The organism is Allobosea sp. Root381, from assembly GCF_001429395.1.
Classification (GTDB): Bacteria; Pseudomonadota; Alphaproteobacteria; order Rhizobiales; family Beijerinckiaceae; genus Allobosea.
This window is the reverse complement of sequence record NZ_LMJT01000031.1, coordinates 1-14,108: the sequence shown is the minus strand read 5'-3', so window position 1 is coordinate 14,108 and position 14,108 is coordinate 1. Positions and strand designations below refer to the sequence as shown.

The window sequence follows — 14,108 nt, the reverse complement described above, 5'->3', positions numbered from 1 at the left end:
GTCGTTGGCGAGCAGCGTGCTCGCCAGGATCGTCAGCGCCGCACCATAGGCCGCCTCGATCCCGGTGTCGTCGGCAGCGACCGGGGCGCTGTTCGGCGGGTTGATGGTCAGGCTGACGGTCGCCTCGGCGGTGCCGCCGCGTCCGTCGTTGACCAGCACGGTGAAGCTGTCCTCACCGGTGAAGCCGGCCATCGGCGTATAGCGATAGGTCCCGTCCGAATAAACATACACCGTGCCGTGAGCCGGCGCCTGCTTGAGGCTGAAGATCAGCGATGAGCCGGCGTCATCATCGGTCGCCGTCACCTGGCCGGTGACGAGGGTGTTGACCAGGCCGACCACCTCGCTGTCGGTGGCTTCCGGCGCATGGTTTGCCGGCAGCGTGTCGCCGGCATCGGCGATCTTGACGAAGCGGACATCGTCGAGCGCGACGCCCGCGCCCCAGGAATCCGCCACGCCGGTGTCCATGAACTCCAGCCGGTTCGAGCCGTTGCCGGAGCCGCCCTTCACTTCGAAGGTCAACGTCGTCCAGCTCGCGCTGGTCTGCGGAGGCAGGCCGCTGAAGATGACCTCGCCGTTCCAAAGCACGGTGATGCCGTCGTCGTAGCGCACATTGTCGGAGTCCGAGAGCGAGAAGCTGACCTTGTAGGTCGCGCCGGTTTCCGCCAGCGAGATCGTCTGGCCGATCTTGTTGCGGGCCGACTGGCCGGCGCCGTCCATATCGATCCAGATCCGGCCATCCTTGGCGACGACGCCGCCATAGTTGTCCAGATGCTGCTCGATGCGCTTGAAGTTGACGTTCGTCCAGCCGAGGATCTGGCCGTCCAGGTTCCGATAGCCCCAGTCGGAGCCGCCATTGTAGTTGCCGGACTCGCTGACGTCCTCGAAGCTGCCGTTGACGATCAGGTCGGTGCCGATCGCCACCGACGAGGTCGAGGACTTGACCGTCAGGTCGAAGGTCGCCGTGTCCTTGCCGCCACGCCCGTCATCCACCAGGAAGGTGAAGCTGTCCGAGCCGCTGAAGCCGGCATCCGGCGTGTAGCGATAGGTGCCGTCCGTATAGACGAAGACCGTGCCGTTGGCCGGCCCGCTGGCGAGGCTGTAGATCAGCGAGGCGTCGGCATCCTGGTCCGACGCGGACAGCGTACCGGTGAACAGCGTGTCCTTCATACCTTCAGCCTGGCCGTCGGCCGCAATCGGAGCCTGGTTCGCCGGCAGCGTATCGCCGGCATTGGCGACCTTGATGAAGCGGACATCGTCGAGCGCCGCACCGGCTCCCCACGAATCCGAGACGCCCTTGTCGATGAACTCCAGCCGGTTCTTGCCGTCGCCGGAGCCGCCCTTCACCTCGAAGCTGAGTGTCGTCCAGCTGGCGCTGGTCTGCGGCGGCAGGCCGTCGAAGATGACCTCGCCGTTCCACAGAACCTTCACACCGTCGTCGAAATTCGTCCGGTCGGAGTCGGAGAGCGAGAAGCTCACCCGATAGGTCGCGTCGGTTTCGACATGGGCGATCGACTGGCCGATCCGGTCGACGGTCGTTCCCGTCTGCGAATGATCCATATCGATCCAGATCCGGCCATCCTTGGCGACGATGCCGCCGTAATTGTCCCAATGCTGCTCGATGCGCTTGTTGTTGACATTGGTCCAGCCGAGGATCTGGCCGTCCGGGTTGCGATAGCCCCAGTCGTTCGGACCGTTGTTGCCGGAGGATTCGCTGATGTCCTCGAAGCTGCCGTTGATCATGAGATCGGTGCCGAGAAGGATGCCCTGCGCGACGGTGAAGTTGACGACCGACTCGACGATGCCGCCATGCCCGTCATTCACCAGATAGCTGAAGCTGTCGGCGCCGGTGAAGCCGGCACCCGGGGTGTACCTGTAGGTTCCGTCGGCATTGAAGACGACCGCGCCATGGGCCGGCGCGTCACCGAGACGGTAGGTCAGCGCGTCGCCATTGGCGTCGGTCGCCACGATTTTGCCGCTGAACGACACCTCCTGGCTGATGACGAGGTCGATGGCCGGGGCCTCCGGCGCGACGTTGCCCGGCGTCGGCAGCACCGGATCGGCGATCTTCACGAGACGGAGGTCGTCGAGCGCGGCACCGAACTCCTCGCCCGCTCCCTCGAAAACGAGGTCGTTCGAGCCATCGCCGGTCCCGCCGGTAACCATGAAGTGGAACTTGCCGCCGGTGGCGGAGGGGGTGCCCTCATGGACCACCTGCCCGCCCCAGAGCACGCGCACGCCGTCCTCGCCCGTCGGCAGGTCGGCGAGAGAGAAGCTCAGGCGATAGACCGCGCCAGTCTCGACGCTCGCAATGTCATAGGAAAGCGTGCCCTCGGGGAAGTCGCCTGCGGCGACGAGATCGGTACCGACCGCGACCGTCGAGGGGATGGCCAAGGCGGGCGCATTGGCAAGCAGGTCCTTGAGCCCCGGTAGCAGGGCCGCGACCTCGGGATCTGTTCCCTCGACCGCCAGCGCCGCGAGCTCGGCGCCGGTCAGCGTGAAGCCGTCGGCGGTCGTGATCGAGACCGGCTGATGGGCCGGATCGACGCCGTCGAGCAGAACGATCGCATCGCTGCCGGCGCGGATGATCAGGTTGTTGCCGTCACGGATGACGCTGACGCCAGTCGGAGCGATGCCGTCGAAGACGATCGTGCTGGTCGAGTCGAGCGAGACCAGATCGATGCCGTCGCCGGCGCGGAAGACGATCTTGTCGCCCGTCGCGACGATCACATCGTTGCCGGCGCCGCCGACGAGAACGTCCGAACCGGAACCGCCGGCAAGATAGTCGTTGCCGGAGCCGCCGACGAGGGTGTCGTTGCCGGCGCCACCGAAGATCAGGTCATTGCCGGCATCGCCATAGAGCGTGTCGTCGCCGAGGCCGCCGCGGACGATGTCGTCACCCGACATCGCATAGATGACGTCCTTGCCGGTGCCGCCGTTGATCTCGTTCCCCTGATCCGTGCCGTAGGCGACGTCGGCATTGTTGAGGAGCTTTTCCAGCGCCGGACGGGCGAGCTGCGTGTTGTCGTTGATGATGCCGTCCACGCCCAGGCTGAGAGCGTTGCGGACATCGGCTTCGTTGCCGGCGACGGTCCAGCCATTGACCTTGAGGCCGGCCGCCTGGGCCGCCGCGACCGTCTCCGCCGTGATCAGCGCCATCTGGGGCGCGAGGGCGTCGAGCTTGCCCATCGAGCCCTGCGGGTTCGTCGCGTTGGCGATCTTCGCGTCGGTGATGTTGTCCGTCAGCCAGACCAGCGGGAAATCGACCTGGTATTTGTTATCCATCAGGTCGCGGAGGACCTTGTGGTCGGTCGCGAAGGTCTGGAAGACGATCCGTTCCGGATCGGCGAAATCAGCGGCGACGAGGTCCGACAGCATCGCGTCATAAGTCGAGTGGCCCGTGCTCTTGGTCTCGACCAGGATGCCGAGCTTTCGGCCTGTCTCGATCTCCATCTGCTTGGTGAGCGCAATGATCTGCTCGAAGGTGATGACGTTCGGCACCGCCGCGCGCACCTCGGCCAGCGTCATGTTGGCAATCCCGCCCGGGAGATCGTCGTGATAGCTGACCAGCACGCCGTCCTTGGTCAGCCGCAGGTCGATCTCGATGGAGTCGGCGCCGTATTTGAAAGCCCAGACATAGGCGTCGGTCTCGTTGTCCGTATAGGGATTGGTGCCGCGATGGGCGTAAAGGGTTGGCAGGTCAGCCATGGCTCATCTCCAGAAATAGGCAACAGTCGATCGTTCCCGGCAGCAGGGTTGCTGCGGGCATGGGTGAAGAACGGGTTGTGATGACGAGCTGCGCCGCTTCCGGCGCAGCTTCTTCTGGTTGGGCTACGGCTTCACAGCCGCCTCCGGACTGATGAAGAGCCGGACGCCGGACGCATCCAGCATCTCCCGGATCGCCTCCGGCGGCTGCGCTTCGCAGAACACCGCGGTGACCTGATCGATACGTCCGCCATGGACATGGGCCGGGCGCGCGAATTTCGAGGAATCCAGGACGAGGTAGGACTTGCGGCAGTTGCGCAGCATCGCCTCGCGGGCGCGCACCTCCTCCTCCGAAAAATCGAGCAGCGAGCCATCCTCATCGATCCCGCCCACGCCGAAGATCGCGATGTCGACCTTGTAGGACGCGAAGAAGGCGTCGACCGTCGAGCCGCAGACATCCAGGTCGCCTCCGCGGACCGCGCCGCCGGCGATCGCCAGGGAGAAGTCGGAGTTCTGTCCGACCATCAATGCTATCGGCAGGTTGTTCGTCACGATCTTGAGCTGCCGATGCGACAGCAGGGCCTCTGCGACGAACTGCGTGGTCGTGCCGATGCCGAGCGAAATCGACTCGCCGTCGCTCACCTGGCTCGCGACCATGGCGGCGATGCTCTGCTTGGCTTCGCGGTGCAGCACGCGACGGTCCCTGAATGTGAGGTTCCCGCTCCGGGCGAGGCTCTCGATGCCGCCATGGCGCCGCCTGGCGACGCCCTGATCGCAAAGCGCGACCAGATCGCGACGGATCGTTTGCGTGGCGACGGCGAAATGCGAGGCCAACTCTTCGACGCTGATGAAGTCCCTGCTGCGCAGCATTTCGGCAATCGCCATCTGCCGCCCGTCGGAGCCCATCGCAATGTTCAAATGAATGCCGCTCATGTTCATGTGACTGCGATAGCGCCGCCCTGTGACGCTCGTGCGACGGTTAAGCAATTCTGAAAATCAAAACCGAAAAGATCGAGGCAGTCTCCGAAACCTCTGGAAGAAGATCATCATCACGGCAGCAAGAAACGCTGAGACGGCAAACAAACCGAGCTCTTGGAAATTCGTGAGCCAGTTCAGATTCGCCTTGAACCGTGGGTCGTAACAGAGCTCGCGCCGTGCATTCGCGGTTGGACGGCTACGCCTGCATCCCGCGCGTCGACTGCAAGCGATTACCGCTCCGACAGCAGTGTTCATTCGAACCCATGTATGGGCGCAGGATCCCGGGAACCTCTTGCTCAGCCCATTCGCCAACGCGGCATCGCCGCAAACGAAGCATGCCCCTGTTTAATGGGATGCGGCACGCTCAGTGCTATTGATGAGTTTTCCTAATTTGTCCTATCGGAATATTCTGCCTAATCGAATAGTTTCGAGCTGCATATTCTCCCTCTGCACAATGCGAACGAGGGACAGATGCCTGCCAAGTCCAAACAATCCCGGAAGCCCGCGCTGGTCCTGAGAGCAGCCTTTATCGGAGCCCTGCCGCTGTTTGCCCCCCAGGCCCACTCGGCCGAGCCGCTGGCCATCCAGGATCAAGGCAGCTTCACCGTCGGTGGCACGGTCACGACAGCGCCCGGCACGTTCGACCCGCGCAAGCCACTGACGGCCGATGGCCAGACCTTTCGCGGCGATCACCTCTACAGCTTCTACCAGGTGCCGGTGAATCCGCGGCCGTTGCCGATCGTGATGTGGCATGGCGCCGGCCAGTTTTCGAAAACCTGGGAGACCACGCCTGACGGCCGCGAAGGCTTCCAGAACATCTTCCTGCGCCGGCGCTTCGCGACCTATCTCATCGATCAACCGCGCCGTGGCAATGCCGGGCGCAGCACTGTGGAAGCCACGATCAAGCCGACACCTGATGAGCAGTTCTGGTTCGGGCAGTTCCGCGTCGGCGTCTGGCCGACCTATTTCGACGGGGTCCAGTTCGACCGCAAACCCGAGACCCTCGACCAGTATTTCCGGTCGATGACGCCGAATACCGGCCCTTACGACGCAGGCCTCATCTCGGATGGCGTCTCCGCCCTGTTCGGCCGCATCGGCCCGGGCATCCTGATGACGCACTCCCAGAGTGGCGGTCCAGGCTGGCTCGCCGCGATCAGGAGCCCGAACGTCAAGGCGATCGTGTCGTTCGAACCCGGCAGTGCGTTTGTCTTCCCGCAAGGGGAAAGCCCCCAGCCGATCAAAACCTCCTTCGACACCATCGAGGGGGTGCAGGTACCCATGAGCGACTTCATGGCGCTGACGAAGATCCCGATCATCATCTTCTACGGCGACAACATCCCCGCCAAGGCGACCGATATCCCCACCCAGGACGCCTGGCGCGGCCGGCTCGAAATGGCTCGTCTCTGGCGCGACGCGGTGAACAAGCATGGCGGAAACGTCACGGTGGTGCACCTGCCGGAAGCCGGCATCCGCGGCAACACGCATTTCCCCTTCTCCGACCTGAACAACATCGAGATCGCCGACCAGGTCTCGAAGTTCCTGGCCGACAAGACGCTGGATTGAGGGCAGCCGGAGCCTCGCTCTTTGCCCCCTCGATCAGGAATGAAGGACTATCTCCATGAACCGTCGAACGGTGTTGACGTCCGCCATAGCGGTGGCGACCACGGGATTTGTCACGGCTGGCTGGCAGGTTCACGCCGAAGCCACCCGGGCGACGCTGCCGGATCTCGACAAGCTGGTCCACTACACCACGGTGCGGCGCGGCAACGTCACCGAGCACATCATGACCACGCCCCAGGCTCTGGAGGCGGTCAGGAACCGGCAGCCAATCCCCGCCGGAACCCACTTCGTGCTCGTCGACCACCGGGACGGCAAGCTATTCCGCTACTTCGTCATGGAGAAGGGCGAGGGCTGGGGCGCCGATTATGACGAGCGCCGGCGCACCGACGACTGGCAGTACCAGTGGTTCTGGCCGGACGGAAAGATCAATACCAACGAGAACACGGCCCGCTGCCAGAGCTGTCACAGCAGCCAGGCCAGCAGCGACTACCTCTACACGGCTTACCGGATTCCGCGCTTCAACGGCAAGCCGGTCGAGTAAGCCGCCAGATGAGCCGCACCTTCGCTTTTCGTCTCTGGTTGGACGGCCTCGCGGCCGTCCTGCTGCTTTTCGGCCTGTCCTACTGGTGGCTGGGGAACCTGCCCCATGAGCTGGCAGGAACGGCCATGTTCGTGCTGCTGATCGCGCACAACATCTTCAACCGCCGCTGGTATCGCAACCTTCCTCGGGCCGGGCGCGAGCCCCGGAGCCTGGCCAATGTGGCGGTCACAGCGGGGCTGTTGCTGGCGATGCTGGCCCTCCTCGCGACCAGCATCCCGATCTCCCATGCCCTGGCTCCCGTGCTGCCGCCTTGGGGCGGATTCACCGTGAGGCAGATCCACACGCTGGCCGCCTACTGGGCCCTGGTGATCGTCGCCATCCATCTCGGAATGCGCTGGTCGCGGCTGATGGGCATCGGCCGGCAGATCTTTGGGCTGCGCTCGACCAGTGTCGCCCGCACCTGCGTGCTGCGAGCCGTGACGGCGGCGATCGCGGCCTATGGTGTCTGGAGCTGCCTGGTCCTGGGCCTCGGCATGAAGCTGACGATGCAGATGACGCTCGACTGGTGGAACTTCGAGGAATCCGTCGCCGGCTTCTTCTTTCATGTCGCCGCCGTCGCCGGACTGATCATCGCCGGCACCTACTATGCCCTGAAGCTGATCGAGCTCGCGCGGCACAGCCGTTTGCGCGGCGCACGCGACGAGGTCGGGCGCTTGGTGTTGGAACGAGCGCCGAGGCATGGAATTCTGAGGCCATCGCGCTCTGGGAACAGCGTCAGCCGCGGTAGCGCAGCACATCCACCAGAACCGACATAGCCGATGAGACGTGCCGGCGGCTGGGATAGTAGAGATGGTAGCCTGGAAAGGGCGGACACCAGTCTTCCAGCACCCGGATGAGCCGCCCATCGGCAACGTAAGGCAGCACCTGGTCTTCCGGCATGTAAGCGAGCCCCAGCCCGTCCAGCGCCGAATACAGGCGCATGCCGAGGTTGTTGAAGACGAGCTGCCCCTCACCCCGGACCTTGATCTCGTGCCCCTCCTTCTCGAGGCCCCAGGGAAAAAGGCCCCCGTAGGTCGGCAGGCGGGTCGCGATACAGTTGTGCGTCACGAGTTCCTGCGGCGTCTTCGGGATGCCGTAGCGTTCGAAATACCCCGGTGATCCGACGACCGCCATGCGCATTTCGGGGCCTATGCGGATAGCGATCATATCCTTGGCGACCTGTTCTCCGAGCCGGACGCCGGCGTCGTAGCCGGCCGCGACGATGTCGACGAGGCCATAATCGACGATGATCTCGACCTTGATATCCGGATGGTCCGGCAGAAACCGCTTGAGCGCCGGCTGCAGGACGGAAATGGCCGGGTGCTCGCCCGCCGTGATGCGGATCGTGCCTGCAGCCTTGCCACGCAGCTCGCCCAGAGCGGCGATCTCGGCCTCGATCTCACCGAAACGAGGCTCGATGGATTGCAGCAGCCGGAGACCGGCCTCGGTCGGCGCCACACTTCGCGTCGTGCGCGTCAGCAGGCGAAGGTTGAGCCGCCCCTCCAAGCCCTTGATGGTCTGGCTCAGGGCCGACTGTGACACCCCCAGCTTGGCCCCGGCCCTGGTAAAGCTCCGCTCCCGCGCCACGACTGCGAAAGCCGCGAGATCGTTGTAGTTCAGCTGAGCCATTAAGAAGCGCGCCTTATCATATCAATTCGATCATAGCGCCTGATCGAAGCATCCGTCGCGTGCTGAGTTGCCCTCATGGCCGCTTGCCGGTGGAGCGATGGGGGGGCCGGAATCGGCCTAAGGGGTCAGGATCCGTCGGATTCTGCTATAATTTTCAATCGTGTGGAGAAGGTGGGCCCGCAGCCTGTCCGCGGCCTCGGACTGGTCGCCTTTCGCCAGGCTATCCAGAATGGCCAAATGCTCCTCGCACTGCGCGCGATAGCGCTTGCGATCCAGCATGGAGCGATATGACAGCAATCGCCGGATGCGGTGAAGGCGCCTGACGGTATCCAGGAAGAAGGGATTACCGCTCGCGCCCACGATCGCCTCGTGGAAACGCACGCCGCGTTCGTGAAGTTCGTCGGCACTGTCGGTTTCGATCGCGCCTTTGAGAAGTCTCTCTTCGGCAAGGCGGCAGCTGGCAATGACCTCGGGAGCGATGTGATATGTGGGCTCCAGCAACGCTGCTGGCTCCAGCGCCAGGCGGAGCCGGTAGGTCTGCTCAAGGCTTTCGGGCGTCGTCAGAACCTTGACGAAGCTCCAGCCGTAACCCGGACGGCGTTCGGCCCAGCCTTCGCTGCTGATCCGGGTCAGGACCGCCGCGAGCTCCGTCTTCGTCAGGTCGTACCGCTCGCGAAGATCGAGTTCCGTCACCTGGCCAGGCAGCAGGCCCCGCAGATGATCGTCGGCGATCTGGAAGTAGGCGGCGGCGACAAGGTCCTTTCGCGACAGACCGAGTTCATCGGCCGTCGGAGGCTTGGCGCTGGCAACGAAGTACCCGCGATTTCGCTCGTGCCTAAGCACCCCTTTCTCCGCCAGCAAACCGAGAGCTTGGCCGACCGGGAAACGAGAGACGCCCAGGCGCGACGCGATGTCCTGAGTCCGCAAATGCGTATCGATGGCGAGCGCCTGCTCCCGGATCTCGCCAAGCAGTTGCGCCGCCAGCAACTCACTGAGATCGGGCTTCCTGGACTTCGCCACGGTACACCTTTCCGCCGGCGCGATGTCCGGCGCCGGCGGGAGGTGTAAACGGGTGTCGGGCCGGCGCAAGCTTATTTCACGAGCCCGATCGATCGCAGGACATCGCCGACGCGGACCTGTTCTTCCTTGATGAACTGGACGAAGGCATCGCCGGCGAGGAAATAGTCATCCCAGCCTCGGACCTTGAGCACCTCGACCCAGTCCTTCGATGCGGCCATCTTCTCGAAGACGGCCGTCAGGCTCTGCTTCTGCTCGGCGGTGATACCCGGGGCTGCCATGACCGCACGCCAGTTCACGACTTCGACGTCGTAACCGAGTTCCTTCAAAGTCGGGACGTCTGCCCCGGCGAGGCGCTTGCCAGATGAAATCGCGAGGGCCCGAAGCTTGCCGGCCTTGATCTGCGACTCGAACTCGCCATAGCCGGAGACGCCTGCCGTGACGCGCCCGCCCAGCATGGCGGCCAGCGCCTCACCGCCGCCAGAGAACGCCACGTAATTGGTCTTGGCTGCATCGCTGCCCGCCGCCTTCGCGACCAGGGCAGCCAGGATATGGTCCGCGCCGCCGGCAGATCCACCTGCCCAGATCACCCGAGCAGGATCGGCCTTGATGGCGGCCATCAGGTCCTTGACCGACTTGTGCGGCGAATTCTCAGGCACGACGATGACGAGCGGATCACCGGTCAGCCGGACGAGAGGGGTGACCTGGTCCAGGGTCACCGGAGCCTTGTTGGTGAGGATCGCGCCGATCATCGTGATCCCGTTGACCATGAGCTGGTTCGGGTCGCCCTTCGAGCTGCCGATGAACTGCGCCAGCCCAACGGTGCCTCCGGCGCCGGTGACATTCGTGACCTGGACGCTCTTCGCCAGCCCCGTCGCGGTCAGGACCTGCTGAATGGTGCGGGCTGCGGTATCCCAGCCCCCACCTGGACCTGCCGGCGCAATGATCTTGAGTTCCAGCGGTGCCTGTGCCGATGCCGGCCCGGCCAAAGCAAGTGCAGACAGTCCAGCGACGACATTTCGACGATTGAGCATGGGCGTTCCTCCGCTGTTTTATTGAATGGACGCCGAGACGCCGTCGTCAGGCAGGGCGTCGAAGCGTCCCCTTTTCTTCACCGGCCTGGTGAATCTGCGTGCGCGGCATGAAGCGCGACAGGATGAGCGGCAGCATCCCGCCGGCTCTCAGCGTCTCGCATTCGAGTTCCGTCTCGACCGCGACACTCATCGGAATCGAAGTGCGTCCACCGTCGACCCGGACGATATCGACAGATGTCTCCCGCCGCGGGGTGAGCTCGGATTCCGGCAAGGACACCTCGATCCGATCGCCTGGCTTCAACGCAAGCGAGCGAACCTGCCCGGCATCGGCGAACACCAGCGGAAGGATACCCATGCCGATCAGGTTCGAGCGGTGGATCCGTTCGAAGCTCGCAGCGAGCACCGCCCGTACGCCCAACAGGCCGAGCCCCTTTGCTGCCCAGTCCCGCGAAGACCCCGTTCCATAGCGTTCGCCCGCGACGATCACGATCGATTGGCCATCGCTCCTGTATCGCTCGGCGGCTTGCCAAAGTGGGATGATGTCGCCGTTCGGCGCGTGCACCGTCGAACCGGCCGGAAGAGACGGAGCCAGTTGGTTGGCGACTGTTCTATTCGTGAACAAGCCGCGAAGCATGACTTCCCAGTTGCCGCGCCGCGAGGCGTAGACGTTGAGGTCGCGGGCGTCCTCTCCGTTCTCGATGAGCCAGCGGCCGGCCTCGCTATTCGCCGGCGTCTGGCCGGCAGGCGAAATGTGGTCGGTCGTGATGTCGTCGCCCAGAACCAGCACAGGGTGCGCGCTGTAGGTTCCCAAGGTCACAGGAGCATCGGCACGCGCGAAGGGCGGACGGCGCAGGTAAGTCGAGGCCGGATTCCACGGAAACTGCGGTGTCGCGGGAGCCTCCAGCCTGGCCCAAGTCTCGTCGGCCGCAGCTTCGTCGAACGCCGCCTGGAAGTCCTCCGCCTCGAGGCCTGCCGCCAACGCCAAATCAATCTCGTCGCCGCTCGGCCAGAGATCTGCCAGCAGAACCTCTCTGTCCCCTACTGTCGCGACGGCTTCACGCGACAGGTCTCGGGAGGCCGTTCCAGCGAGCGCGTACGCGACAACCAGTGGTGGGGAAGCGAGGAATCCGGCCTCTACCTGACTGTGGACCCGACCGGGGAAGTTCCGATTGCCCGACAATATCGCGACGGGCAGCGTTTCTCCGGCGACGACGGACAGCTCCATCACGGGGAGAAGCGGGCCGGAGTTGCCGATGCATGTCGTGCAGCCATAGCCGACGATGGCGAAACCGACTGCTTCCAGATCCTCCAGCAGACCTGACCGACGCAGGTAGCGCTCAGCGGCAGGCGAGCCTGGTGCCAGCGAGGTCTTGACCCACGGTGGGGGCACCAGGCCCAGGGCCCGCGCCTTCCTCGCCACCAGGCCGGCAGCAATGAGAAGCCGCGGATCGCTTGTGTTCGTGCAGCTTGTGATCGCAGCGATCGCGACGGGGAAGGCTGGCAGCGCCGGCGTCGGCCTTTTGGGTAGGGGGAGGCTCTGGAGGACGTTCGGGACATTCGACAGCGAGACGCGATCCTGTGGCCTGAACGGTCCGGAAAGGCTCGTCTCGATCGCAGCCAGGTCGATGTCGACCACGTCGGTGAAGCGAGGTTCGGCGCCTGGCTCGAACCACAGGCCCTGCGCCTTCGCGTATGCCTCGACCAGCCCGACAGCCTCGGGCTCTCGCCCGGTCTGCCGCAGATACGCCAGCGTCATTCCATCGATCGGAAAGTAGGCTGTCGAGGCTCCGAACTCCGGGGTCATGTTGGCCACCACCGACCGTTCGCCGGCCGACAGCGATGCGATGCCCGGACCGAAGAATTCGACAAAGGCACCTGCGACGCCGCGCTGCCGCAGTCGCTGGGTGACCGTCAACGCAAGATCCGTTGCAAGGACCCCTTCCCTCAGCCGGCCGGTCAGCTTGACGCCGATGACGTCGGGCAGACGCATCATGACCGGCATGCCGAACATCACGCTTTCGGCTTCAAGGCCGCCGACACCCCATGCCAGCACCCCGATGCCGTTGATCATCGGCGTGTGACTATCCGTGCCGATCAAACTGTCGGGAACGGCGAATTGGCGCCCGTCGATCGAGCGCACGCCGACGACCGTCGCAAGTTGCTCCAGGTTGATCGTATGCATGATGCCCGTTCCGGGCGGATGCACACGGACTCCGTCCAGCGAGCGGGTTGCCCATTTCAGGAACCGATAGCGCTCGCCATTGCGTCGATACTCCCGCTCCTTGTTCAGTTGCGCGGCCGCCGGCGAACCCGAAACATCGACGCCTAGCGAGTGGTCGACCGACACGTCGACCCGCAGGACGGGGCTGAGGCGGCCAGGATCTCCACCCGCTTCCGCCAATGCGTCGCGCATGCCTGCCACGTCGACCAGGGCCGGCGTGCAGGTCGTATCGTGCATCAGCACGCGCTCGGGCTGAAAGGCAATCTCGGCCGTGCTCGTGCCGTCAGCGAGCCAGCCGCGCAACGCCTCGAGGCTTGCTTCACGCTCTGCGGTCGAGAGGGCGTTTCGAATAATGTTCTCGACGAGAATCCGGAACATATGCGGCAAGCGACGGTAACCCGGGCCAAAGGCTTTCTCCGCGGCAGCGCAGACGTAGGTCCTCGCCCCAACGGCGATCACGGCATTCTCGTGGAAAGCCCTCTGCATGATCGATCTTATTGCATATATGATTCTTTAAATGCAATAGACCGCCGATCGCTGAATAGACCTCGGGATCGTAGGCGTGCGGGTTCCTGCGGGTTGGATGGGGCGACGTTAACACCGGATGGCTTGGGAATGAGCGATGAGCAACGCTTCCCCGGGCGATAAGTTCGGATGCGCCTGAACTGCAGTTTCCCCGTTCGCGAAGAAGGCGCCTCCGCCCGTGTGAGCTCGCAGTTTGCCTCATCGTCCATTTCGCAATCCCATCGGACTGACCAGACCGATTGCAGGACATTCCCGTCACTGGAATTGCGAACGCGACTTCGTCGGGAGAACTTCAAAAATCCGGCCGGCGCTGTTGATCGAGCGATACCTTGGCGATGTCGTCCTCATGTAACGGGAGCGACCACCGTGAATCCGGCAATCTCGATCGCGGCATTCTCGATTTTAATGGTTCTGGCACTGGGTGGCACAAGCTGGCGCATGCACTGACGAAATCGGAAACCTCGCCAAGACGATAGCGGCAAGAGATACCGGATCGAGTACGCTCATGATCAAGGCCGGACGATAATCCGGGACGCGAACGATCGGCGTCTCGCCGGCCGCTCGCGTCGCATTGCCGCCCGGAACGGGCCTTCGCCTGCGTCGCTCTCCTCGATCTGGTTGAGATGGCAGGCACCGCGATGCTCGGCACCAAACTGTTGCAGGATGGGCGGCGCGGCCTGGATGATCGGACCGAGCCTCGTATTCGTCCGATGCTCCAGGCCTTTGATGTTGCATTGGCTTTTTCGCGAGAAGCGCAGGCCGATGCTTCGGCCTTGTGGCTCTGGCTTTTGGGGTTTTTTCCGGGTGGTTTTGGTTTCTGGACGCAAAAACGCCCCTGCGGGTTGCGCAGGGGCGTTTTTGA

At 64.0% G+C, this 14,108-nt stretch carries 10 protein-coding genes; 4 read left to right on the top strand and 6 right to left on the bottom strand.

Features of this window, described 5'->3' with window-relative positions; translation table 11 throughout:
- A partial coding sequence (locus tag ASE63_RS28750) for an Ig-like domain-containing protein (protein WP_056805291.1) occupies nt 1–3,705 on the bottom strand: 3,705 nt, incomplete at its 3' end.
- Between the two features lie 123 nt (nt 3,706–3,828).
- Nucleotides 3,829–4,635, bottom strand: coding sequence for a DeoR/GlpR family DNA-binding transcription regulator (locus tag ASE63_RS19695; protein WP_200962596.1), 807 nt, complete (start codon nt 4,633–4,635; stop codon nt 3,829–3,831).
- 516 nt (nt 4,636–5,151) lie between these two features.
- On the opposite strand from ASE63_RS19695, the gene ASE63_RS19690 reads away from it, so the two are divergent.
- The 3 genes from ASE63_RS19690 (at nt 5,152) to ASE63_RS19680 (ending at nt 7,596) form a co-directional block, all read left to right on the top strand.
- Entirely contained in the window at nt 5,152–6,243 is a 1,092-nt protein-coding gene (locus tag ASE63_RS19690; protein ID WP_244491479.1) for an alpha/beta fold hydrolase, read from the top strand.
- 73 nt (nt 6,244–6,316) lie between these two features.
- A complete protein-coding gene (locus tag ASE63_RS19685; RefSeq protein WP_244491477.1) occupies nt 6,317–6,781 on the top strand; it encodes a cytochrome P460 family protein in 465 nt (154 codons plus the stop codon).
- An 8-nt stretch (nt 6,782–6,789) separates the two neighbouring features.
- On the top strand, nt 6,790–7,596 hold the full coding sequence (locus ASE63_RS19680; protein WP_082610141.1) for a DUF4405 domain-containing protein: 807 nt from the start codon (nt 6,790–6,792) through the stop codon (nt 7,594–7,596).
- Here ASE63_RS19680 and ASE63_RS19675 read toward each other — a convergent pair.
- The 4 genes from ASE63_RS19675 to acnA form a co-directional block, all read right to left on the bottom strand.
- A complete protein-coding gene (locus ASE63_RS19675) occupies nt 7,556–8,449 on the bottom strand; it encodes a LysR family transcriptional regulator (RefSeq protein ID WP_056805283.1) in 894 nt (297 codons plus the stop codon). The genes ASE63_RS19680 and ASE63_RS19675 overlap by 41 nt on opposite strands.
- Before the next feature lie 117 nt (nt 8,450–8,566).
- Nucleotides 8,567–9,469 carry a GntR family transcriptional regulator gene (locus ASE63_RS19670; RefSeq protein ID WP_056805296.1) on the bottom strand — a complete coding sequence of 301 codons (903 nt, stop codon included), beginning with the start codon at nt 9,467–9,469 and terminating at the stop codon, nt 8,567–8,569.
- Nucleotides 9,470–9,540: 71 nt separating this feature from the next.
- Nucleotides 9,541–10,500 (bottom strand): tripartite tricarboxylate transporter substrate binding protein, encoded by a 960-nt coding sequence (locus ASE63_RS19665; RefSeq protein ID WP_056805281.1) that lies wholly within the window; start codon nt 10,498–10,500, stop codon nt 9,541–9,543.
- Between the two features lie 46 nt (nt 10,501–10,546).
- The gene (gene acnA / locus ASE63_RS19660) at nt 10,547–13,207 is read right to left on the bottom strand and encodes an aconitate hydratase AcnA (RefSeq protein WP_082610140.1); all 2,661 of its coding nucleotides are present in this window, start codon (nt 13,205–13,207) and stop codon (nt 10,547–10,549) included.
- A gap of 662 nt (nt 13,208–13,869) precedes the next feature.
- Between acnA and ASE63_RS19655 the strand changes: the two genes are divergently transcribed.
- On the top strand, nt 13,870–14,108 hold a 239-nt coding region (locus tag ASE63_RS19655), incomplete at its 3' end, for a hypothetical protein (protein ID WP_056805278.1).

What these genes read in the sequence shown, in the direction of transcription:
- ASE63_RS19695 (WP_200962596.1), bottom strand. Translation starts at nt 4,635, where the DNA reads ATGAGCGGCATTCATTTGAACATTGCGATGGGCTCCGACGGGCGGCAG.
- acnA (WP_082610140.1), bottom strand. Translation starts at nt 13,207, where the DNA reads ATGCAGAGGGCTTTCCACGAGAATGCCGTGATCGCCGTTGGGGCGAGG.
- ASE63_RS19690 (WP_244491479.1), top strand. Translation starts at nt 5,152, where the DNA reads ATGCCTGCCAAGTCCAAACAATCCCGGAAGCCCGCGCTGGTCCTGAGA.
- ASE63_RS19665 (WP_056805281.1), bottom strand. Translation starts at nt 10,500, where the DNA reads ATGCTCAATCGTCGAAATGTCGTCGCTGGACTGTCTGCACTTGCTTTG.
- ASE63_RS19680 (WP_082610141.1), top strand. Translation starts at nt 6,790, where the DNA reads ATGAGCCGCACCTTCGCTTTTCGTCTCTGGTTGGACGGCCTCGCGGCC.
- ASE63_RS19675 (WP_056805283.1), bottom strand. Translation starts at nt 8,449, where the DNA reads ATGGCTCAGCTGAACTACAACGATCTCGCGGCTTTCGCAGTCGTGGCG.